Origin of the sequence: Winogradskyella ursingii (genome assembly GCF_013403975.1) — a bacterium.
Taxonomy (GTDB): domain Bacteria; phylum Bacteroidota; class Bacteroidia; order Flavobacteriales; family Flavobacteriaceae; genus Winogradskyella; species Winogradskyella ursingii.
On sequence record NZ_JABFDH010000002.1, the window covers coordinates 717,701 to 740,137 of the forward strand.

The following is a 22,437-nucleotide window of genomic DNA, read 5'->3' on the forward strand; positions in this document are numbered from 1 at the left end:
TTAGATTAATTTCGAGATATTTGGTTTTAAAAAATTGTAATGAATAAAAAATTGCTGATAGGCTCAAGTATCTTACTTGGTCTTACACTCGCATTTGCAGTGTTTGTATTTGATACAGATACAAATTTAGATCAACTTTCTAATGACGATATTGTAAAACTTCACGAAGAGAATTTAGAAAATAGTCCTTTCAAAGAAACGCTTAAACTTAATAAGTCAGAACGGAAGGCATTGGGTATTCCGCCAGATCGTTATTACGAAGATGATTTTGAACTCACTATGGACCCAGTGCTTGGTCGTCCAACACCAGAGAATTTAAAGGGTATTAGAAACATGATAGAATCGAGTTTGAGTCAGCGCGTACCTGGCGACGGTGTCGATTCGGATTGGGTCTCAAGAGGGCCTGATAACGTCGGTGGTAGAACACGAGGCATAATGTTTGACCCTAATGATACATCTAACAAAATAGTCTTTGCTGGTGGCGTTAGTGGTGGTTTATGGAGAAATATGGATATTACCAACCCAAATACTATTTGGGAAAGAGTTGATTTGCCAGATAATCTTAACGTTTCGGTTATCATTTCAGATCCAAACAATCCTAATATATTTTATATAGGTACAGGCGAATCTTACGTTAATGGTGATGTAAGTGGTAACGGAGTTTGGAAATCCACTGACGGAGGTAATACTTGGACGCGAGTTCTAGGAGGTATAGCCGGTCCAAGTGTATTCGAATCTGCATCTAATATTTCAGTAAATACTCCTTCTAACATAGCAGGTGACTATAATTCTAGAGAGACAACAAATTTTGGCTCTATTGTAAGTACTGTAATTACAGGAGATTTTATTTTAGCAAACGATAATACGGGAAATCCTAGCGAAGGTTGTGGCTCTTTTGGAGAGGATGCTACTGGAAAAATTGCTCTTATAAGAAGAGGCAACTGTTCATTTACTGAGAAAGTTAAAAATGCACAAGATGCAGGAGCAATTGCCGCCATAGTTCTTAATAATATAGAGGGTGCGCCAATACCGATGGGAGGTGCTGATGCTTCAATTACAATTCCGGCTGTTATGATTTCAAAACAAGATGGAGATATTATAGAAGCTGCGCTACAGTCAGAGACTGTAAATGGTTCAATTAATCCTGCGACAGGAAGTTTTACAGGTACTTTAGTCCCAGGAATTCAACATATAAATGATATTAAAATTAAGAATAATGGAGGCGTAACAGAAGTATATGTTGCTGCTGGTGACGCTTTTTACGGCTCATCAAATGCTACAACGTTTCTTGGTGGTACAGAATTAGGTATTTTTAAATCTGTTGATGAAGGTACATCATGGACAAAATTAAATGTACCACAAACAGCAAATGGGAACGATCATGAACCAAATGATATAGAGGTTGCTGCAGACGGAACGATTTGGATGTCGACAACTAACAGTTCAATTTTTGGCGATGGTGGAGGTGAGATATTTTCTTCATCAGATGGTCAGAATTTTACAAATCAATATACTGTGGCAAATGCCGACAGAACTCAAATTGCAGTGTCCTCTCAAAATGCAGGGACCATCTATTTACTTGCTGAAATACCAGGCGGAGTAACTATGGAAGGTACGACAGATGGTTTTTCGTCTAATATATTTGATCTCGAACTACCAAATGACGTCGACAATGGTATACCTGCAAATGATTTTACGCGTGGTCAAGCATTTTATGATTTGTTGTTAGAAGTAGATCCAAGAGACGATCAGGTCTTATTTGCTGGCGGTATTGATTTGTTTAAATCTACAAATGGTGCGGCACTTGGAAATGCTGCTTCTTGGAGTCAAATTTCAAAATGGTCTAACAATAATAATTTAGCAGGTCTTAATGTACCTCTAGTTCATGCAGATCAACATGCCTTGATATTTGCACCTGGTGACCCAGATACAATGTTGTTTGGTAATGATGGTGGAGTTTATTATGCCACATCAGCAGGTGAAAATATCAATTCTCGTAATAGTGGTTTTATAACATCACAATTTTATACAGTCGGTGTAGCCCCTACTACTGCCTTTACAGGTGATACAGATTTTTTTATTGGTGGTCTTCAAGATAACGGAACTCAGTTATTTACAAATGCAAATCCTGGAATAAACAGTTCCTCAACTGCTTTTGGTGGCGATGGAGCTTTCAGTTTTTTCGATCAAGATGGTACGGATCAATATTTTATTACAAATTTTGTTTACAATCGTGCTGTTAATCTTTTTAACTTAGGTTCAGGACCAAATGTGACATTAAATAGTGAGTCTTCTAGTAATGGCTCGTTTATAAACCCTCAGGAGTTAGATTCAAATTTGGATATTTTGTTTTCGAACTATTCGTCTGGAGCTAATTCGATTATAAGAAGGTACGCTGGTATTAAATCTCCATCAACTTTATCAAAAACCGATTTATCTGATGCAATATTAACTAGTAGGCCAACAGCATTTAAAGTTTCTCCATATACAAATGAGTCATCTACATTGTTGGTAGGTACTCTTCTAGGTGAGGTAATTAAATTAGAAAATGCTGATGCAACACCTATATGGAGTAGTCTAGATACTAATAATGTTATTGTAGGGAGTATATCTGATATAGAATTTGGAACCTCCGAAAACATAATTATGGCCACAGTGCATAATTATGGTGTTAATAATATTTGGTACACTCCAGATGGTGGAACAACTTGGTTAGAAAAAGATGGAGACTTACCTGATTTACCAGTTAAAGCGATTCTTCAAAATCCACTAAATCTCGAAGAAGTTATTGTTGGTACCGAGTTAGGTATTTGGTTTACATCTAATTTTTCATCTACAAGTCCTAATTGGCTACCTGCACAGGGAGGTATGTCCAATGTAAGAATAACAGACATAGACCTAAGAGATGATAATGCCATATATATTTCTACTTATGGTAGAGGTGTTTTTTCTGGTCAATTTACCTTGGATCCAAATGGTGATAACGATGGTGATGGGATTGTGAATAGTTTAGATAATTGTGTTAATACTGCTAATGCGGACCAGGCAGATGCAGATGGTAATGGTATTGGTGACGCGTGTCAAGATACAGATAATGATACTATATTAGATGTGAATGATAATTGCCCAGACACACCTAATCCAAACCAAGCCGATGCAGATAGTAATGGTATTGGTGACGCCTGCCAAGATACAGATAGTGATGGTGTTTTAGATATAGATGACAATTGCCCAAATACAGCTAATCCAGATCAACAAGATTTAAACAATAACAATATTGGTGATGTCTGTGACACAAGCTATGAAGATCCAAGTAATATAAGTTTAGAAATCGTTTCTGAACGTTGTGATGGTCAAAACAATGGGGAAGCCATAATTAATGTAAATCAAACCTTTATTGACTATACCGTAACACTAATTGGTGGTGGTGTGAATTTGACTCAGTCCATTACAGGTAATTCTAATATGACTTCCTTTGCGCCCTTAGCTGTTGGAACTTATGAATTGTGTGTTAATGTAGACGGAAGAGATTTTGAGCAATGTTTTGAAATTAACGTTGACTCGGCCCCAATTTTAGACGGTGTGTTTAATATAGTTTTTGATGGTGAGGATACAACTCAGGATGAGGTCACCTCAGTTAATATTGAAACAGGAACTCCACCATACTCTGTGGTGTTTAATGACGAACTTGTTATGGTTACCAGTCAGAGTTCGTTTAATGTTAATACGTTTGGCGGTGGACTTTTAGAGGTTACATCATCTTTAGCCTGTGAAGGTAAACTTAGCAAAGTAGTTGGAAGAACAACGTTATCAAATCTTAGTTTTGGACCAAATCCAGTAGTTAATGATCTAACAATTAATATTCCTAACGCACCCGAAGAAGGTGTAAATGTTCAGGTTTTTGATGTAAACGGTAAAATGGTTATAAATCAAATGTTACTTACACATAACAAAACATTTATAAAAGTACCGTTTGAAAACCTTACCAAAGGAATCTATTTTGTAAGATTAAATTTAGAACAAGCAGAAATGATCAAAATCATTAAAAAATAGATATGAAAAAAGACATAAAATACATAGGAGCGTTACTTACAATATTGTTTTTAAGTGCTTGTGGTGGAGGTGATGATGGACCACCACCCAACTCTGCACCAAGTCAAGTAACCCAAATTACGTTTCCAACTGCAGACTTGCTGTGTACTGATAATACTATAAATTTTCAGTGGAGTGGTTCTTCTGATGCGGATAATGACCCTATAAGTTATAGAATTACAGTTGCAACAGATCGTCAATTAAATATTATCATAGAGGAGCGGACTATATCAACAAATAGTGTCGTTTTAACTCTTCAACAGGGTGTGGCATATTATTGGAATGTAACAGCTATTGATGACTCAGGTAGCGAAGCAGAACCATCACCAACTTTGGCATTTTTTACATCTGGTCCGGGAATATCAAACTATGCTCCATTTACGGCAGCGTTAAATGAACCGGCTGACGGTGGTAGTGTGAGTTTTGGTACCGTGAATTTAGATTGGACTGGTGGAGATGTAGATACTGAAGACACGCTAACTTATGATTTATATTTTGGTTTAGAGACTGATCCGCCGTTATTAGAATCAGGACTAACTACTGAAAATTTAAGCGTTACAACAACTTCTAGCAATACCTATTATTGGAGAGTTGATTCCATTGACGGTTCTGGGACAAAGACTATAGGTCAGATATGGTCTTTTACAACAAATTAGAATTTTTTACGTGCGCTGGCATGACTATTGAATATTTACTAAACAGAATTATCATATTATGAAAGAAACACATAAAATTTTAAAACTTCTGTGTCTAGTATTAATTTCGTTTAGCTTTCTAAAATGTGCTTCGACTATGAAATTAGAAAAAAAACCTCCGATATTGGTCGAAGCGGTTTATACTCAAAGTTGGGTGTCAGGAGTTGAGGGAGGTGGCTCGGGCACCAATTTGTTTATTGAAACTACAGACCGCAATATAGTGTTGGATAGCGTTTACTTTAGAAATTCAAAAGTGAAGTTGGAAACAAAGCCAAGTGACGATACGTTATATATAGGACGGTTTGGGTCAAATGTATACCCAAAACAGAGTGAAGGTGTAGAGAATTTCCCATTTCAGTTAGAAAATGATGAATGTGTAGTAAGTTATAATGAAAATGGGACCACAAAATACTTTAAGTTTACCGGAATAAAAGAGAGGCCTACTGAAACTTTACCTATGACACCTTTGCCAAATAATAATTAACCGTATTTAAATTTATTTGAAACCTAACTCGTGTGAGTTAGGTTTTTTATTTATTCCATCGTTTAAATAAAACTTTTATAGCAAGTCATTATTCAATACTTTTGAAACAACCATTAAAAGTATCTTGAGCGGATTCAAATCACTTTTTAAGCAGACATTTATTTACGGATTGGCGACTGTGCTTCCGAGAATGTTGAGCTTTCTTTTAGTGCCCTTATACACAAGTCCTGACGTATTGGCAAATCCTTCCGAATACGGTAAAGTCGCAGTGATTTTTTCATACTTTATCCTTTTCAATGTGATTTTGGCCTACGGAATGGAAACCGCTTTCTTTCGTTTTTTTAATAAAGAAGATGACAAAGAAAAAGTAATTTCGACGGCTACAATTTCATTGCTTATTTCATCCTTCGTGTTTTTTGTGATGGGATTGTTGTTTCAAAATCAAATTGCCAACTACATAGATATAGATGTTAAATACATCAACCTTGTTATTTGGATTCTGCTTTTGGATGCATTGGTAATTATCCCATTTGCATATCTCAGAGCGAAAGCTGCAGCTATGCGCTACGCTACGGTTAAGATTGCCAACGTGATTATAAATATCGGTCTTAATTTGTTCTTTCTTCTAGCTTTAAAAAATTTAGCTCAAAATGATGGTTGGCTAGCGTCAATTTATAAGCCTAATTTCGAAATCAGTTATATTTTCATAGCCAACTTAGTCGCGAGTGCGTTCACTTTGGTTTTAATGATGCCGTTTTATACCAAATTAAAATACAAATTCAATTTCACCTTATGGAAAAAAATGATGCGTTACGCCATGCCAGTATTAATTGCAGGAGTGGCCTTTTCCATCAACGAAACGTTTGATAGAATTTTACTTAAGGAATTACTACCAGCAGATATTGCCGACTCAGAAATAGGTATGTATTCAGCCTGCTATAAATTGGCTTTGTTTATGACTCTGTTTGCAACGGCCTACCGTTTGGGTATTGAACCGTATTTTTTTAGTCATTCCGACACCAAAAATCCTCAAAAAAATTATGCCCGTATTTTAGAATTTTTTGTGGCGTTTGGATCTATTATTTTGTTAGGAGTAGTGGTTTTTGCCGATGTTATAAAACCGATTATCATAAGAAGTGAAGCGTATTGGGAAGCCATGTGGATTGTCCCAATCATCCTCATCGCCAATTTCTGTTTGGGTATTTATCACAACCTTTCAGTTTGGTACAAAATAACGGATAGAACAAAATTTGGCGCATACATTTCGGTTTTTGGGGCTATAGTAACCTTAGTGATTAACTTCGCATTTATAGAAACATATAGCTATAAAGCTTCTGCAATCGCGACACTTGTGGCTTATGGTCTAATGATGTTGTTGTCCTATTATTTCGGGCGAAAATATTATCCAATACCATATAATCTTAAGAAAATAGGACTGTATTTTATCATTTCCATCGGACTGTCCTTACTTTCATTTTACAGATATCGAGGTGAATATATTATAGGAATTACAATGTTAATTGTATTTTTGGGACTAGTCGTTTTATTGGAAAAGAACCAACTAAAACAGTTATTACAAAAGTAATGGTGGTTGCCATTCCTGAATGTCACGCTAAGCTTGTCGAAGAGCAAATAGGACTTTATAAATTAAGAATATAACTAAAAATTTCTTCCCTGTGGGAAGACGGAAGATGGGAATGAAAATAAAAATAATTAACAAATCAAGACACAACCTACCACATTATGAAACAATAGCTTCGGCTGGCATGGATTTAAGAGCTAGTTTAACCGATGCTCGAGTACTTAAGCCGCTTGAAAGAACTATTGTAGGTACAGGCTTATTTATAGAATTACCTATTGGCGTTGAAGCACAAGTTAGACCACGAAGCGGATTAGCAGCCAAAAAAGGGATCACAGTGCTCAACGCACCCGGAACCATAGATGCAGATTACAGAGGCGAAATAGGTGTGATACTTGTAAATCTTTCCAATGAGGATTTTACGATTCAGGATGGAGAGCGAATTGCTCAATTAGTGATTGCAAAACATGAACGTGCAGATTGGGTAGCGGTAGAAGAACTTTCTGAAACTGATCGAGGAGAAGGTGGTTTTGGTAGCACTGGCACCAAATAAGCTTATAAACAAATCAACGAATAAACTTAAAAAATGAAAATAATAGTACCAATGGCAGGCAGAGGCTCTCGCCTAAGACCGCATAGTTTAACAGTTCCGAAACCATTAATTCCTGTTGCGGGTCAGCCGATTGTACACCGCTTGGTAAAAGATATTGCTAAAGTTTTAAAACAGCCGATTGAAGAAATTGCTTTTGTTTTAGGGGATCCAGCATTTTTTGGTGATGAAGTAGTCACCAGTTTAACAGAACTGGCGGAAGATTTAGGTGCAAAAGCATCTATTTATAGACAAGATCAGCCCTTAGGAACAGGACATGCCATTATGAGCGCCAAACCTTCATTGTCTGGTCCAGCAGTAATTGCTTATGCAGATACCTTGATTAGAGCAGAGTTTGACTTAGACCCAACCGCAGACAGTGTAATTTGGACAAAACAAGTAGAAAATCCTGAAGCTTACGGTGTTGTTAAACTTGATGAAAGCAAAAACATTGTCGAATTGGTTGAAAAACCCAAAACCTTCGTCAGTGACCAAGCCGTTATTGGCATTTATTATTTTAAGGATGTAGCGGTTTTAAAGGAAAAACTACAAGAGGTTTTGGATGAAAACGTGATGAATGGTGGTGAATACCAAATTAATGATGGCATCAAGCGCATGATGGCTGATGGCAAAATTTTTAAAACAGGAACAGTTGACGAATGGATGGACTGTGGTAACAAAACGGTAACACTGGAAACCAATGCCAAAATGTTAGGCTTTCTTTCTCAAGACAAAGAAGAGCAATTAATTGACAACTCAGTCGTTTTAGATAACTCAAAGGTCATTGAGCCATGCTGTATCGGAAAAGGTACAATTTTAAAAAATACAACAGTTGGTCCAAATGTATCGATTGGCAGTAATTGTAAGCTGGAAAACTCAACCGTTAAAAATAGTCTAATACAAAACGAAACCATCATCAAAAATGCTAATTTAGAGGAAGCAATGATTGGTAATCATGTGAAGTACAATGGCGAGTTTACAAAAATCAGTATTGGAGATTATACTATTTTAGAGTAAACAACAAATCATTTTTTTAAAATGAACAATTATAATAATATTATTGAGTTTGAATTTTCTGATTCTTCTAGGTTTAAAAGGAAGTTGGAATATTATTTTGATTATTACAATTTTGACCAAATAGAAAACAACAAAAACGAGTTTGTATTTGAAAAAAAATGGTCTTTGTCGAATGGCTGGAAATTCAACCCGTTAGATTGGGAGACAACAATTAAAATTAAATTAATTGAAAATAGAATGGCCATCATTAAATACGATGTTATATCTAATGGGGTTTTATCATCAGTAGCATTCTCTTCTTTATTTGAAACATTTATATGTAATCTTGAAAAATTCATTAATCAGGAAATTGATTTCAAGAAAAAAAACATTAAATGTATCAGGTTAGCAAAACAGAAGGTTTATAAGTATCACGGAATACTGATTGTTGGTATAATTTCAGGCTTGTCTCTTGGAGTTATCTTAACTAATCTAACAGGTAAAACCTTTTTTGGAACTCTTGGGGTTGTAATGGGCGCAATAATAACTGAAAAATTAATAAATAGCTATTTACTAAAACAATACCTCGTCAGAAAGGCAGGAATTTAAGTTTTTATTTCAATGTAAATCACAGCGATGTTATTAAAACTATCAATAAGGTTACTGTAAATGATTAAGTTCGGAATAATTTTTGAAATTACTCTGTCACCTTGAGCGCAGTCGAAAGGTCTTATATATGAAAAAACAAACCTACATATTTCTAATCCTAATCGGAATGCTAATCATTCCGCAGGCTACCTATTCCCAAGTAGACTTCAATAAAAAACCAGATGACGATTTAGGAAACGAAGAGGATGAATTTCAAGAATATTTCTTTGAAGCGTTAAAACAAAAAGGAATAGAAAACTATGAACGTGCCGTGGATGCGCTTCAAAAATGCCTTAATCTTAATAGTAAATTGCCCATTGTCTATTTTGAATTGGGGAAGAATTACAATAAACTTAAAAATTTCGGTGAAGCGGAAGACAACCTTAAAAAGGCCATAGATATGCAGCCCGATAATGAGTGGTTTTTGGACGAGCTTTATGAGGTTTATTATCAACAAGATGATATCAAAAAAGCTATAAAAACCATTGAGCAACTAGTAAAATATCATCCTGATTATAAAGAGGATTTGGCAGCACTTTATGTGAGAGAAGAAAAATACAACAAGGCATTAGAGCTGTTGGACGAACTCGATCAAAAGTTGGGCACAAGCCCAACTCGGGATGCGATGAGAAACGATATTTACAGTATTACAGGCAACGCAGACGACCGAATCGAAAATTTGGAGCAACGTATCGCCAACAATCCAAATAACGAAGACAACCACTTAAAACTCATTTATAGATACAGCCAAACAGGCGATAAAAAAGCGGCTTATAAAGCAGCACAAAATCTATTAAAAATTAAACCCGAATCACAGTTTGTTCATTTGGCACTCTATAAATTTTATTTACAGGATAACAAAATCCAAGATGCTATCAAGTCGGTAAAAATTGCGGTTACGAGCCCAGAAATTAACCCAGATGCCAAAGCCAAAGTATTAAAAGACTTTGTGGCTTTCGTTTCCCAAAACCCAGAATACGAAAAGGATCTTATTGATATTACAGCTGTGATAGACAAAACTAAAGATGCCGAGACCAATAGTAACCTGGGCCAATATTATCTTAAGGCTGGAGACAAAGTAAAGGCCTTGGCCAATTTTCAGGAAGCTTTAAAACAAATGCCAAAGGATTTTAAGCTGATTAAAGACGTGCTTTTGTTGCAATTGGAAATGCAGAATTACAAAGCTGCTGCGGCTGAAAGTGAGCGAGCACTAGAATTATATCCTGCACAGCCTATTTTGTATTTGATAAATGGTGTAGCCCAAAACAATTTAAACAATTATAAAAAAGCAATTGAAAACTTAGAAATGGGAGTTGACTTCTTAGTTGAAAATCCAACAATGCAAGCTGATTTCTATTCGGAATTAAGTATCGCATATAAGGGCATTAATAATAATACTAAAGCTGAAACGTTTGCTAAAAAGGCACAAGCACTAAAAGCGCAACAATAAATGAAGACACCTCTATTTTTTAAATTCATTCGATTTTCAGTATTGATACTTGTAATAAGTTCTGTTTTTAGTTGCAACTCTGCCAAAAGTGTGATTGCCTCGGGAGAAGCCAGTGAAAAACTTACGGCAAAACAAGTTATAAAAGAGCACTCAAGAATTGAGGCCAATTTTAAAACCATGCAGTCACGGGTGAAAATAGATCTTATCGATGGGGATAAGGAACAAGGCTACACCTTTTCTTATAGAATGGAAAAGGACAAAGTGATTTGGTTAAGTGCACCACTGGGATTGGCTAGAATGATGATTACACCAGAAAAGGTAAAATTTTACAACAAAAGTGACAATACTTATTTTGATGGGAATTATAAATTACTGAGTGATTTTGTGGGAATAGAACTAGATTTTTTCAAGGTGCAAAATATATTACTAGGTCAGGCGATTTTTGATTTAAAAGAGGAGCCTCATTTGGTGTCGGTGCATCAAAATTCTTATGCGCTTCAACCAAAAGAACAAAATGTGCTTTTGGAACTATTCTACTTGATCAATCCTTCGCATTTTAAAATGGATAGCCTTCAGATGCAACAACAATCAGAAAAGAGATTTCTTCAAGTAGATTACAGTAGCTATCAAAATGTAGATAAGCAGATATTACCTCAAAATATTCAAATTTCTGCCGTGGAAGATTCTGAACAAGTAATGGTTAAAATGGAATTTAAATCAGTTACACTCAACGAAGAGGTCCGATTTCCATTTAATATTCCTTCAGGATACAAAGAGATAATTATAGAATAATGGTAAAAAAGCGTTTTCATCTTACTCTACTTATTGGCTTGCTCTTGTCGTCAATGGTGCTTTTTGCGCAGAGTGACAAGCAGAAAGCGCTCGAAGCTAAGCGTCAGCAGGTTCTGAAAGAAATGAAACAAATTAATGCGCTTCTTTTTTCGAATAAAAAAGAACAAAAATCTGTTTTCACACTTATTGAGGACCTTAACTATAAAGTGAATGTAAGAGAAAATCTTATTAGAATAACAAATGAACAGGCCAATTTACTTACGCGCGAAATTAATGCTAATCAAAATGAAATTACAAGTCTAAGAACACAGCTTCAGGAGTTAAAAGAAGATTATGCGGCTATGGTCGTTAAATCCTATAAAAGTAAATCTGAGCAAAGTAAAATAATGTTTTTATTATCGTCTAATGATTTTAAACAAGCTTACAAACGATTGCAGTATATAAGACAATATGCAGATTACCAAAAAGAACAAGGTGAAATTATTAAGGATAAAACTAAAAAACTACAAGAATTAAATGTAACTCTATCTAAACAGAACGAAGACAAACAAAAATTAATTCAAGAAAATCGAGTCGCCAAACAAGAATTGGAGCAGGAGCTTAAAGAACGTGAAAGATTAATGAGCTCAATTACATCCAATATGAGCAAATTATCTGCTCAGATTAAAAAGAAACAGCAGGAAGCTGATAAGATTGACAGAGAAATTAACCGTTTGATTAGAGAAGCTATTGCGGCATCCAATAAAGAAGCAGGTAATTCATCATCAACAGGAAAGTTTGTTCTTACACCTGAAGCTAAAAAACTCGCCTCAAATTTTGAAGCCAATAAAGGGAAATTGGGTTGGCCAGTTTCCAGAGGTGTAATTAAAGGAAGATTTGGCAAAGGCAGGTCTTTAATCGATAATGCAGTTGAGGTTAATAATCCAGGAATTAAAATTGCGACAGTAAGAAATTCTGAAGTAAAATCAATTTTTAACGGAGAAGTCTCTCAAGTACTTATTGTTAAAAACGGAAATCCAGCGATTATGATAAGACACGGTAATTATTTGAGCATTTACACAAACATGTCTAAAATATTTGTAAAAAAAGGTGAAAAGATTAAAACTGGTCAATCCATTGGTGAAGTTTTCACAAACAACATCACTGGTGAGACCATGTTAGGTTTTAGAATTTATAAAAACGATCAAAAGCTCAATCCAGAATCGTGGCTGGCAAAGAATTAGCTACTCAAAAAGCGCTTTCAATTCAGTAGCCTCAGTAGGTTGCATTTTTCCAGCCAAAACCAAACTTAATTGTTTACGTCTTAAAGCGGCATCGAAGCGCTCTTTCTCTAATTCGGTTTCAGGAACAAGTTCGGGCACTTTTACAGGTCTTCCTGTTTCATCTACCGCAACAAAGGTGTAAATAGCTTCATTGGCTTTAACGCATTCGCCAGATTCTCTATCTTCAATCCACACATCCATATAAACTTCCATTGAAGATGTGAATGCTCTGGAAACTTTAGCTTCAATCATCACAACGCTCCCTAATGGCACAGATCTATTAAATGCCACATGATTCACAGAAGCTGTAACCACAATCCGTCTAGAGTGTCGTCTTGCAGCAATACTTGCGGCTCTATCCATTCGCGCTAAAAGTTCGCCACCAAAAAGATTATTTATGGGATTGGTTTCACTTGGTAAAACGAGGTCTGTAACTATGGTTTTAGACTGAAAAGCTGTTCTCGATTGCATAAATTCTACAAATTTGTGCAAAGATAGAGCGATTTTAGATTGTAGTTGTAAGATTTAGAATATAAATGGAAGAAAAAAAATTCGTGAAATTGATTATAGACTCTATTACTTATCCAACTTACGAATCAATAACCAAGCATCACGATTGTGCTCACGACGAATTTTGTAAAGCTCACGCTGAGCGTCAGTTCTGTTTTCAAAACTTGAATAGACCACTTCATGAAGGCCAAAACGGTTTTTTCCGATTTTTCTGGCTTTGTAACCTTTGTCTCTTAATTGGTTAACTTTCTTATCTGAGTTAGCTTCAACTCTAAAGGCACCAGCAACGATATGATAATTTCCAATTTGTTTTTCAATAGGCAAGGTAGCCGCAGGAAGTGGATTACTTATAACAAAAGTTGCCTCTTGAACCTTAGCGTCTAATTGGGAGTTGGCTTCTTCTTGAGCCAATTGATTATGGTTTTCAACCTTATCATTGTAATAATAAGAAGCTCCAAATCCAGCTATGCCCAATATGATTACTGCCGTAGCAGCATATTTTAACCAATTATAATTAGAACGTTTTTCTGGTGTAAATGCTAGTGGTGCAGATGCCTCAACAGCTTCGACCTTTTCTTTATAAACTTCGCGATTAACATCGGTCGATGTAAACTGAGATAATCCAAAAGCATCAGTTAGATAGTTGATGTCTGGTGATGGATCAAAAAGAATCTTTCCGTCTTTGTTTAACAGTAATTCACCAATATTTTCAAGTTGAATAGTTTCCCCTTCTACCAAATAAGATTTAATGGATTTCACCTGTTTGGCAATCTTATCCGTTGCTGTGGTGTAAGGTATCTTTTCTACTTCGGCGATGTAATTGGCCAAAAGCCCATCGTTATTTTGAAGCTGCTCGTTAAAAGACAATACCTTTTTTGGAGGATAAAAGGTGTGCGTAGAGTCGTTCAATTTAGCAGAAACACGATTAGCCAAAAATGCCCCAAAGTTCGGAACAGTAACACAATCGTATCTGTATAGTAGGTCGCTAATGTAAGTCTCTAACTGCATATGTGAAACAAAGTTAAAAATTTTTGTATTTGATGAAACTTTGTGTGTATTTAGTTATTAACATCAGAAATATTTAGTTTCTTGTAGGTTTTAAATCAATACTTTAAATGACCGACCAACAACTTATTTATGCTTTAGCCTTGCAACACGTTCCTAAAATTGGTTCGACTACTGCTAAAAAATTAATAAATCACTGCGGTTCGGCTGAAGCGGTATTAAAAGAAAAGAAAGATAATTTACTAAAGATAGATGGTATAGGTACGGTTACCATTCAAGGGCTCTTTGATAAAATCCATCTTGAAGAAGCCGAACAAGAATTGCGATTTATCAAAGAAAATAATATTGAAGCGCATTATTTTACGGAAGAAAGTTATCCCGAACGTTTAAAGCATTGTGTCGATGGACCAATCGTGCTTTTTCAGTCGGGAAACATTAATATAAAGCAACAGCACGTAATTAGTATTGTTGGCGCACGGAAAATTACAACCTCAGGAATTGCGTTTTGTGAAAAATTAGTTGAAACTTTAGCGCAATTTAATCCTATAATCGTATCGGGTTTTGCCTACGGCACAGATATCACGGCACAGAAAGCCGCTGTAAAACACAATCTCCAGACCATTGGTTGCCTGGCGCATGGATTAAATCAAATTTATCCAAAGGTTCATAAGAAATACGTAGCAGATATTGAAAATCACGGAGGGTTCTACACCGATTTTTGGAGCACAGATATTTTTGATAGAAATAACTTTTTGAAACGAAATAGAATTATAGCTGGGTTGAGCGAAGCTACAATTGTCATTGAATCTGCAGAAAAAGGGGGCAGTTTGGTCACTGCAGATATAGCCAATTCTTACGACCGAGAAGTTTTTGCTGTACCAGGAAGAACCACAGACAGTCAAAGTGTGGGTTGCAACAATCTGATAAAATTCCAGAAAGCTCATTTGTTATCCAATCCTCTAGATGTGCCTTATATACTTAACTGGGAGATAGAATCAGAGACAAAGCCCGTTGTGCAGAAACAATTATTCGTAGAATTAGAGCCTGATGAAAAAATTATTTATAACTTTTTGAAAGACAATAATAAAGAACTGCTTGATGTGATTGCTTTGCAATGCGAAATGCCAACTTATAAAATTGCAGGAATTTTATTGAATATGGAACTAAAAGGTGTTGTTCGACCCTTACCTGGCAAGTTGTTTGAGGTTATCTAGATAATATTTAAAACATAGAGAAATCCCTAAAAGGAACTTTTGAAATGTAAAAACTATTTAATAACCAACCTTGTCGCGAACCCGCTTTAAAACATCATCTGCAACTAATTTCGCTTTAGCAGCACCTTTAGCTAGAGCGGCATCAACTTCCTCAACATTGTTCATATAATAATTATAGCGTTCTCGCGGTACAGCAAATCGGTCTAAAATCAATTCGAATAACGCTTGCTTGGCATGGCCGTACCCATAATTCCCAGCTTCATAATTGTTTTTCATTTCAACAATCTGATCTTCTGAAGCTAATAAACTATAAATAGCAAAACAGTTACAAGTATCCCAATCTTTAGGCGCTTCAAGCGGAGTGCTATCGGTAGCGATGGACATAATCTGTTTTCTGAGTTTTTTTTCAGGTAAGAAAATATCAATAATATTGCCTTTACTCTTACTCATTTTTGCACCATCAGTTCCAGGAATTAACATAGTGTCCTTTTGGATATCTGCTTTTGGCAGTACAAATGTTTCGCCCATTTTTGCATGGAAACGTGAAGCGACATCACGTGTCATTTCAATATGTTGTTCTTGGTCTTTTCCAACCGGAATTATTTCAGCATCATACAACAAGATATCGGCAGCCATGAGCATTGGATAAGTGAAAAGTCCGCCATTGACATCGTCTAACCGGTCTGCTTTGTCCTTAAAGCTGTGTGCTAGCTCTAATCTCTTAAATGGAAAAAAGCAGTTGAGATACCAAGACAATTCTGTAACTTGAGGAACATCGCTTTGACGGTAAAATATTGTTTTGTCAATATCTAAACCAAAAGCTAACCATGTTGCCGCAGTAGAATAGGTGTTATTTCTCAAAACTGCTGCGTCCTTTATTTGAGTCAGCGAATGCAAATCTGCAATAAAAAAAAAGGATTCATTGGCTTTATCCTTTGCCTGGTCTATAGCTGGCATAATAGCTCCCAATATGTTACCTAAATGTGGTGTGCCTGTACTTTGTATACCTGTTAATATTCTTGCCATGTTCACTTCCCGCGAAAACGAGATTTTTTATAAAATTAAACGAAGCACAAAGATAATTTTTTTAAAAGAACTATTTAATTAGTTTTGATGCCATGGCATTTCTAAAATATCCTTTTTGGCTATTGTACCGTATTTGGTTCTACATTTTGGTAACCTTACCTATTATTGTTTTATTTCCAATTTTAATTGTTTCTATCCTAAAAGAAGAATGGTATCCTTTATTTTTTAAACTAGCTCGGGTTTGGGCCAAATTCATTTTAATTGGGATGGGTTTTAATTATAAGATTATTAGGGCTGAAACACCAGTGCCTAAAAAGAGCTATATGTTTGTAGCCAACCACACATCTATGGCAGATATTATGCTTATGCTAGTTGCTGTTAAGAATCCGTTTGTTTTTGTTGGTAAGCGGGAACTGGCCAAAATACCCTTATTTGGGTTTTTCTATAAGCGTACTTGTATTTTAGTAGATAGAACAAGTGCTAAAAGCAGACAAGCTGTATTTCTTAGGGCGCAACGACGGCTCAAGCAAGGATTAAGTATTTGTATTTTTCCAGAAGGAGGAGTTCCAGAAGAATATATATTATTGGATGAATTTAAAGATGGTGCTTTTAGACTTGCGATTAACCATCAGATTCCTGTAGTACCAATTACATTTTACGATAATAAGAAACGTTTTTCCTATACTTTTTTTAGTGGTAGTCCAGGAAGAATGCGAGCTAAAATTCATAAATTTTTTCCAACTTACGGTCTAACTACAGCAGATACAAAAGATTTGAATAGTAAAGTGAGATCCCTTATTTGGGATGAGCTGAGTAGAGATTCAAAATAAAAAAAGCCGCTCTAACCAGGAGCGGCTTTTATAGCTATTGCATTCATCATTGCTTAATTGCATTGCAATAACTCACTTAACCAAACATAACCTAAAACTTAAAACTTAAACCTGTATACACACCAATAAAAAATGGTCTAAAATCTCCAGATGTATTATTAAATGTATTTAATTGGTACTTGAATGTTGGTTCAAGATTGATATTCCATTGTTTTGAGAGGTTGTAGTCCATACCCAAACCAAAATTAGCACTAAAGCTTGTTGAATTGATGTTATTGGCTTCGCCAATTAAGGTGGAGCTGCCGTTAACATCAGCGAAAATCTCATTGTTATTTAGGAAAAACGTACTGAAACCACCAATCACATTAACACCAAATTTTTTATTTAACAAACGGTATTCAATTTCTAGCGGGACTTCTATAAAACCAAAGCGCTGATCGATATTTCCAGTATTCTGGGTGTTGAAAACTTCGGGAACAGAGGATCTGTTTATAGTACTATTACTCATTATTGAAATGGTTTGAATACCATCTTTAAAATTGATGTTATTGTACTGTGCATTAACACCTCTCGCCGTGGAAGATGGACCAGTAAAAGATAGCACATCCGATGTCGTATGGCTTAAATTTACATGATTGACCCCTGTACGAATCTTAATTTTTTCGGAAATGGCATAACTACCAGAAATACCATAGCTCATATTAATGTCGCTCCTTTTAGAATTGGTATTAAATTGTTGGTCTATAGAAGACCCTTCGCCCAATGAGCTAAAATAAACAGGTGCCACATTGGGTGCAATGCTCCACCTGTTTGGTTTTTCTTCTTCTTTTTCAATTATTGTGTTAGTGTTTTCTGCTATGGCTTCTTCAATGGATTGTTTTTCTTTAATATTCTCAATTAAAGATTCTGTAACGTTTTTTCTTGAGTCTTCTATATTATTAATGGAGTTAGAGTCATTTGAACTATCATTATTGGAACTGGAATTTTCTGTAACAGCTCCATTATTATTTTTAATGTTTTTTTCTAACTCAGATTTCATTGCATCCGCTTTAATAAGCTTAGTGCTTTCAGAATTATTTGTGTTTGGGTTAGAAGAATTTGAATTTACTGCAACTTTAGATTTGTCTTCCTTTGAACTTGAAGTTAGTGCTTCATTATTTTTAGATATTGATTCTTTGTTTTTTAAAGATTGATTTACAATTGGATTAGCTTGACGCGATGGTGTTTTGTTGGGATTTGTTAATTGGTTTGAAACACTTTCCTTTATCTCTATATTATCAGATCCGTCTTCAGTGTTCGACTCAGCTACGCCTTCATTTTTGAAATTATCATTGGTGCCATTTTGTCCATCTATTGATATTGAATTAGATTTGTCGTCGCTATTACCACTGTCTTTGTTGTTATTTTTATCAGTATTTACAATAGGTGAATCTTGAGAATCTAAACCAGAATTAGAATCGAAAAGAGAGATACCCAAGCTTAACAACAGCACAATGCCTGCTGCTACTCCACCTAACTGCCACCAAATAGGAATGATTCTTCGCTTCTTTTTCTTGTTACCTAAAGTTTCGTTAATACGATCCCATACCGCTTCATTTGGAGCAACTTCAAAATTTTTGAACTTTTCCTGAAAGATCCTATCTATGTGTTTCTTGTCTTTCATTAATTATAATACGATTTTTTAACCGCTTTATATTTTTCAATTTTATCCTTCAATATCGCCCTAGCTCTAGCTAAATTAGATTTTGAGGTTCCGGTTGAAATATTTATCAACTCGCTTATCTCAACATGCGAATAGCCATCTAACACGTATAAATTAAATATTAATCGATATCGATCTGGCAATTCTTGAATGATTTTGAGCAAAAAATTGAGATTAATGTTATCATCTTCTAAATCTACAGTTTCATCTTCAATATTACCTTCATTAACTAGGTCATACACCTTTACATTTTCTCTATAGCGACCTAATGCTGTATTTATTACTATTCGTTTTAACCAACCCTCAAAAGAACCTTTATGATTATATTGATCTATTTTATTGAAAATAGTTATAAAGGCATCGTGCAGATTGTCTTCTGCCTCTGCATAATTCCTTGAATACTTAAGACAAACCGTAAATAATTTACTTGCAAATTGCTTGTATAACTGGCTTTGCGCTTGAGCATCGTGTTTTGCACAATTTTTAATGAGTTGTTCTAAACTCACATTAGCTAAGGGATTAATTAACAATTAAGCTGACTACTGCCAGCAATAGTTTTTATTCATTTACAACTGGAATTTCAACTAAAAAATACTCGTCTTGGCCCATGTCATCTTCTCCTTTGTAAAATTTAAAGATATAGGTCTCATTACTAGTAGGCGTAAAGTTAAGATCTACAGTTACGGCTTCGGTATTTTGTATACAACTAACGTTGGTATATACAGTATTTACTACTGCGACAGTTCTTTCGTTTCCATCTATTTCGTAATAGAAATCATTAAATTCATAACAGAAGTTAGGTCTGGTATAGGTTATGGATATAACGTGAGGTTCTCCTAAAACGAATTCTTCAGGCGTTATAACACTATCTATTGGAATAACTTCAAGATAAAAATTTTGTTCATCATCTATACTACAAGATGTCATCGTTGTTACCAAAACGAGTAACAATAAAATGTATCTTTTCATATTTAATATAATTGAGTTTTTGTTTTGTAGATGCACAAAACTCAAAAGCGTTGCGTCAAAAAATAAAAAAATCCTGATTTTTCAGGATTTTTTAACTTTCTATTCAGAATCGTTGATTAATGTTCTTACTTTTTCTTCCAGTTCGTCCATTAAATCCGGATTTTCTTTAATTAAAGCTTTAACTGCATCACGTCCCTGGCCAAGTTTGGTATCTCCATAGCTAAACCAAGAGCCACTCTTTTTTATAATGTCATGTTCTACTGCTATATCTAAAATTTCACCCACTTTCGATATTCCTTCTCCATACATAATGTCAAACTCGGCGGTTCTAAATGGTGGCGCTACTTTATTCTTAACCACTTTTACACGTGTTTTGTTACCTTGTACGGCACTATTACTATCCTTAATTTGTGTAGATCGACGAATGTCTAAACGTACCGAACAGTAAAATTTAAGTGCATTACCTCCCGTTGTCGTTTCAGGATTACCAAACATAACTCCTATTTTCTCACGTAATTGATTAATGAAAATAACGGTACAATTGGTTTTACTTATAGACCCTGTTAATTTTCTTAATGCTTGAGACATCAAACGTGCATGAAGTCCCATTTTTGAGTCACCCATTTCACCTTCAATCTCGCTTTTTGGCGTCAAGGCAGCCACAGAATCAATGACAATAATATCAATAGCGCCAGAGCGAATTAAATTATCAGCAATTTCTAATGCTTGCTCTCCATTATCTGGTTGGGAAATAATGAGGTTTTCTAAATCAACACCTAATTTTTCAGCATAAAAGCGATCAAAAGCATGTTCAGCATCAATAAATGCCGCAATACCTCCTGCTTTTTGCGCCTCTGCAATGGCATGTAAAGTAAGGGTAGTTTTACCTGAGGATTCTGGTCCGTAAATTTCTATTACACGTCCTCTCGGATAGCCTCCAACTCCTAAAGCTATATCCAAACCTAAAGAACCGGACGAAATAGAATCGACATCCACAATTGCTTGGTCGCTCATTTTCATTACGGTACCCTTTCCGTAGGCTTTATCTAATTTATCTAATGTTAATTTTAATGCTTTTAATTTTGCGTCTTTTTCACTGCTCATTTCTTCTGTTTTTCTAATTTATTGCAACAGCTAAAATACCACTAATTTTACTTTTTTTAAATTTATGACGCAACCATTTTGCACTTTTTACATCTACTGATTGAAAAAGGAAAAAATTGCTATGAATTGGATTGAAATCTTAAGATTAGACATCATCTAAGTGTATTAACAATCCGATTAAAGTTTTAGGCGTTTCAGTTTTATTCTTGTAAAATGAAACTGTGAAGCCCATGTAGATTAACCTTTTAATTAGTTTTAGTTTAGTTAATCTAAAAAAGCACTGCAACTTATGTAGTGCTTTTTTTGTGCTAAAAACCGTCAATCTTAACAAAATCAATACCTTTGCAGTTCAAAATAACTCTAACTTAAAATATTAGTATAGCATGCAACTGTACAATAACTTAAGTGCTAAGGAAAGAGCTGCTCTTATTGAAGAGGCAGGTAAAGAACGACTCACGATCTCTTTCTACAAGTACGCGAAAATCGAAAACACCGAAATTTTTAGAAACCACATGTTTCTGGCTTGGGATGAGCTTGACGTTCTAGGCAGAATCTATATTGCTACCGAAGGGATTAATGCACAACTTTCTGTGCCAGCAGAGAATTTTGATGGATTTAAAAAACATCTCGACACCATTTCATTTTTAGAAAATGTAAGATTAAATGTTGCCATTGAACACGATAACTTTTCTTTTTTAAAATTGAAAGTCAAAGTGCGAAATAAAATTGTGGCAGATGGCTTAAACGATAATACTTTTGACGTTACAAACAAAGGTGTTCATGTTGAGGCAAAACAATTCAACGAGCTTATTGAAGACCCAGATACGGTCTTAGTGGATATGCGCAACCATTACGAAAGTGAAATAGGACATTTTAAAAATGCCATTACACCAGATGTTGACACCTTCAGGGAATCGTTGGATTTAATTGAGGAAGATTTAAGAGCGCATAAAGAGGACAAAAAGTTAGTAATGTATTGCACTGGCGGTATACGCTGCGAGAAAGCCAGTGCCTATTATAAGCACAAAGGATTTAAAAATGTTTTTCAATTAGAAGGTGGTATCATCAACTATGTAAGACAGGTAGAATCCGAAGGTTTGGACAATAAGTTTATTGGCAAAAATTTTGTGTTTGACCAAAGACGGTCAGAACGTATAAGCGATGATGTCATAGCCCAATGTCATCAATGTGGTGAGCCAGCGGACCTTCATACAAATTGCGCTAATGAAGCTTGCCATCTGCTATTTATTCAATGTGAAAGCTGTAAGGACAAAATGGAAAATTGTTGTTCCACAACTTGTATGGAAATCAATAGGCTTCCGCATGAAGAACAAAAAGCATTAAGAAAAGGACAAGGAAATAGTAATGATATTTTCAAGAAAGGAAGAGCAGATCATCTACCGTATAAAAAGGATTTGAGAAATATTTTTGAAACTCTTAAAGCTTCAAAATAAAATTAAATCATTTTGAGCGTAGCTGAATCTCTTAAA

At 35.2% G+C, this 22,437-nt stretch carries 20 protein-coding genes; 13 read left to right on the forward strand and 7 right to left on the reverse strand.

Annotation, left to right across the window (positions count from 1 at the left end):
- Positions 1-39 precede the first annotated feature (39 nt).
- The 10 genes from HM983_RS15995 to HM983_RS07040 all read left to right on the forward strand — a co-directional run bounded on the left by HM983_RS15995 (position 40) and on the right by HM983_RS07040 (position 12,548).
- Positions 40-4,053, forward strand: coding sequence for a thrombospondin type 3 repeat-containing protein (locus tag HM983_RS15995; protein WP_317166951.1), 4,014 nt, complete (start codon positions 40-42; stop codon positions 4,051-4,053).
- A gap of 2 nt (positions 4,054-4,055) precedes the next feature.
- On the forward strand, positions 4,056-4,748 hold the full coding sequence (locus HM983_RS07000) for a fibronectin type III domain-containing protein (RefSeq protein ID WP_179344666.1): 693 nt from the start codon (positions 4,056-4,058) through the stop codon (positions 4,746-4,748).
- Between the two features lie 136 nt (positions 4,749-4,884).
- On the forward strand, positions 4,885-5,271 hold the full coding sequence (locus HM983_RS07005) for a hypothetical protein (protein ID WP_179344667.1): 387 nt from the start codon (positions 4,885-4,887) through the stop codon (positions 5,269-5,271).
- A gap of 124 nt (positions 5,272-5,395) precedes the next feature.
- Positions 5,396-6,856, forward strand: a complete 1,461-nt coding sequence (locus HM983_RS07010; RefSeq protein ID WP_179344668.1) for an oligosaccharide flippase family protein — start codon at positions 5,396-5,398, stop codon at positions 6,854-6,856.
- 112 nt (positions 6,857-6,968) lie between these two features.
- Positions 6,969-7,403: a dUTP diphosphatase gene (gene dut, locus HM983_RS07015; RefSeq protein ID WP_179344669.1), complete on the forward strand. Its 435-nt coding sequence runs from the start codon at positions 6,969-6,971 to the stop codon at positions 7,401-7,403.
- Between the two features lie 33 nt (positions 7,404-7,436).
- Positions 7,437-8,456, forward strand: a complete 1,020-nt coding sequence (locus HM983_RS07020) for a sugar phosphate nucleotidyltransferase (protein WP_179344670.1) — start codon at positions 7,437-7,439, stop codon at positions 8,454-8,456.
- Between the two features lie 21 nt (positions 8,457-8,477).
- The gene (locus tag HM983_RS07025) at positions 8,478-9,044 is read left to right on the forward strand and encodes a hypothetical protein (RefSeq protein WP_179344671.1); all 567 of its coding nucleotides are present in this window, start codon (positions 8,478-8,480) and stop codon (positions 9,042-9,044) included.
- Between the two features lie 127 nt (positions 9,045-9,171).
- Positions 9,172-10,533, forward strand: a complete 1,362-nt coding sequence (locus HM983_RS07030) for a tetratricopeptide repeat protein (protein ID WP_179344672.1) — start codon at positions 9,172-9,174, stop codon at positions 10,531-10,533.
- The gene (locus HM983_RS07035; RefSeq protein WP_179344673.1) at positions 10,534-11,325 is read left to right on the forward strand and encodes a DUF4292 domain-containing protein; all 792 of its coding nucleotides are present in this window, start codon (positions 10,534-10,536) and stop codon (positions 11,323-11,325) included.
- Positions 11,325-12,548 carry a murein hydrolase activator EnvC family protein gene (locus tag HM983_RS07040; RefSeq protein WP_179344674.1) on the forward strand — a complete coding sequence of 408 codons (1,224 nt, stop codon included), beginning with the start codon at positions 11,325-11,327 and terminating at the stop codon, positions 12,546-12,548. The genes HM983_RS07035 and HM983_RS07040 overlap by 1 nt, the downstream gene beginning before the upstream one ends.
- Here HM983_RS07040 and HM983_RS07045 read toward each other — a convergent pair whose 3' ends face one another.
- Both HM983_RS07045 and HM983_RS07050 read right to left on the reverse strand, forming a co-directional pair.
- A complete protein-coding gene (locus HM983_RS07045) occupies positions 12,549-13,058 on the reverse strand; it encodes an acyl-CoA thioesterase (RefSeq protein ID WP_179344675.1) in 510 nt (169 codons plus the stop codon).
- 105 nt (positions 13,059-13,163) lie between these two features.
- On the reverse strand, positions 13,164-14,105 hold the full coding sequence (locus HM983_RS07050; RefSeq protein ID WP_179344676.1) for an HU domain-containing protein: 942 nt from the start codon (positions 14,103-14,105) through the stop codon (positions 13,164-13,166).
- Between the two features lie 107 nt (positions 14,106-14,212).
- Here HM983_RS07050 and dprA point away from each other — a divergent pair, with 107 nt between their 5' ends.
- Positions 14,213-15,316, forward strand: a complete 1,104-nt coding sequence (dprA, locus tag HM983_RS07055; protein WP_179344677.1) for a DNA-processing protein DprA — start codon at positions 14,213-14,215, stop codon at positions 15,314-15,316.
- A 57-nt stretch (positions 15,317-15,373) separates the two neighbouring features.
- Here the strand turns inward: dprA and trpS are convergent, their stop codons facing one another.
- Positions 15,374-16,342 (reverse strand): tryptophan--tRNA ligase, encoded by a 969-nt coding sequence (gene trpS / locus HM983_RS07060; protein ID WP_179344678.1) that lies wholly within the window; start codon positions 16,340-16,342, stop codon positions 15,374-15,376.
- A gap of 92 nt (positions 16,343-16,434) precedes the next feature.
- On the opposite strand from trpS, the gene HM983_RS07065 reads away from it, so the two are divergent.
- Positions 16,435-17,172 carry a lysophospholipid acyltransferase family protein gene (locus tag HM983_RS07065; RefSeq protein ID WP_179344679.1) on the forward strand — a complete coding sequence of 246 codons (738 nt, stop codon included), beginning with the start codon at positions 16,435-16,437 and terminating at the stop codon, positions 17,170-17,172.
- A gap of 91 nt (positions 17,173-17,263) precedes the next feature.
- Here the strand turns inward: HM983_RS07065 and HM983_RS07070 are convergent, their stop codons facing one another.
- The 4 genes from HM983_RS07070 to recA form a co-directional block, all read right to left on the reverse strand.
- Positions 17,264-18,835, reverse strand: a complete 1,572-nt coding sequence (locus HM983_RS07070) for a porin family protein (protein ID WP_179344680.1) — start codon at positions 18,833-18,835, stop codon at positions 17,264-17,266.
- On the reverse strand, positions 18,835-19,380 hold the full coding sequence (locus HM983_RS07075; RefSeq protein ID WP_179344681.1) for an RNA polymerase sigma factor: 546 nt from the start codon (positions 19,378-19,380) through the stop codon (positions 18,835-18,837). Before HM983_RS07075 ends, HM983_RS07070 begins: the two co-directional genes overlap by 1 nt.
- Before the next feature lie 52 nt (positions 19,381-19,432).
- Positions 19,433-19,843, reverse strand: a complete 411-nt coding sequence (locus HM983_RS07080) for a hypothetical protein (RefSeq protein WP_179344682.1) — start codon at positions 19,841-19,843, stop codon at positions 19,433-19,435.
- 99 nt (positions 19,844-19,942) lie between these two features.
- The gene (gene recA / locus HM983_RS07085) at positions 19,943-20,947 is read right to left on the reverse strand and encodes a recombinase RecA (RefSeq protein ID WP_179344683.1); all 1,005 of its coding nucleotides are present in this window, start codon (positions 20,945-20,947) and stop codon (positions 19,943-19,945) included.
- A 383-nt stretch (positions 20,948-21,330) separates the two neighbouring features.
- Between recA and trhO the strand changes: the two genes are divergently transcribed.
- Complete coding sequence (gene trhO, locus HM983_RS07090) at positions 21,331-22,401, forward strand: oxygen-dependent tRNA uridine(34) hydroxylase TrhO (RefSeq protein ID WP_179344684.1); 1,071 nt, start codon at positions 21,331-21,333, stop codon at positions 22,399-22,401.
- Positions 22,402-22,437 lie beyond the last annotated feature (36 nt).

What these genes read in the sequence shown, in the direction of transcription:
- HM983_RS07080 (WP_179344682.1), bottom strand. Translation starts at nt 19,843, where the DNA reads ATGAAAAGATACATTTTATTGTTACTCGTTTTGGTAACAACGATGACA.
- HM983_RS07030 (WP_179344672.1), top strand. Translation starts at nt 9,172, where the DNA reads ATGAAAAAACAAACCTACATATTTCTAATCCTAATCGGAATGCTAATC.
- HM983_RS07005 (WP_179344667.1), top strand. Translation starts at nt 4,885, where the DNA reads ATGAAATTAGAAAAAAAACCTCCGATATTGGTCGAAGCGGTTTATACT.
- trpS (WP_179344678.1), bottom strand. Translation starts at nt 16,342, where the DNA reads ATGGCAAGAATATTAACAGGTATACAAAGTACAGGCACACCACATTTA.
- recA (WP_179344683.1), bottom strand. Translation starts at nt 20,947, where the DNA reads ATGAGCAGTGAAAAAGACGCAAAATTAAAAGCATTAAAATTAACATTA.
- HM983_RS07035 (WP_179344673.1), top strand. Translation starts at nt 10,534, where the DNA reads ATGAAGACACCTCTATTTTTTAAATTCATTCGATTTTCAGTATTGATA.
- dut (WP_179344669.1), top strand. Translation starts at nt 6,969, where the DNA reads ATGAAAATAAAAATAATTAACAAATCAAGACACAACCTACCACATTAT.
- HM983_RS07065 (WP_179344679.1), top strand. Translation starts at nt 16,435, where the DNA reads ATGGCATTTCTAAAATATCCTTTTTGGCTATTGTACCGTATTTGGTTC.
- HM983_RS07040 (WP_179344674.1), top strand. Translation starts at nt 11,325, where the DNA reads ATGGTAAAAAAGCGTTTTCATCTTACTCTACTTATTGGCTTGCTCTTG.
- HM983_RS07070 (WP_179344680.1), bottom strand. Translation starts at nt 18,835, where the DNA reads ATGAAAGACAAGAAACACATAGATAGGATCTTTCAGGAAAAGTTCAAA.
- HM983_RS07050 (WP_179344676.1), bottom strand. Translation starts at nt 14,105, where the DNA reads ATGCAGTTAGAGACTTACATTAGCGACCTACTATACAGATACGATTGT.
- HM983_RS07020 (WP_179344670.1), top strand. Translation starts at nt 7,437, where the DNA reads ATGAAAATAATAGTACCAATGGCAGGCAGAGGCTCTCGCCTAAGACCG.
- dprA (WP_179344677.1), top strand. Translation starts at nt 14,213, where the DNA reads ATGACCGACCAACAACTTATTTATGCTTTAGCCTTGCAACACGTTCCT.
- trhO (WP_179344684.1), top strand. Translation starts at nt 21,331, where the DNA reads ATGCAACTGTACAATAACTTAAGTGCTAAGGAAAGAGCTGCTCTTATT.
- HM983_RS07045 (WP_179344675.1), bottom strand. Translation starts at nt 13,058, where the DNA reads ATGCAATCGAGAACAGCTTTTCAGTCTAAAACCATAGTTACAGACCTC.
- HM983_RS15995 (WP_317166951.1), top strand. Translation starts at nt 40, where the DNA reads ATGAATAAAAAATTGCTGATAGGCTCAAGTATCTTACTTGGTCTTACA.
- HM983_RS07000 (WP_179344666.1), top strand. Translation starts at nt 4,056, where the DNA reads ATGAAAAAAGACATAAAATACATAGGAGCGTTACTTACAATATTGTTT.
- HM983_RS07025 (WP_179344671.1), top strand. Translation starts at nt 8,478, where the DNA reads ATGAACAATTATAATAATATTATTGAGTTTGAATTTTCTGATTCTTCT.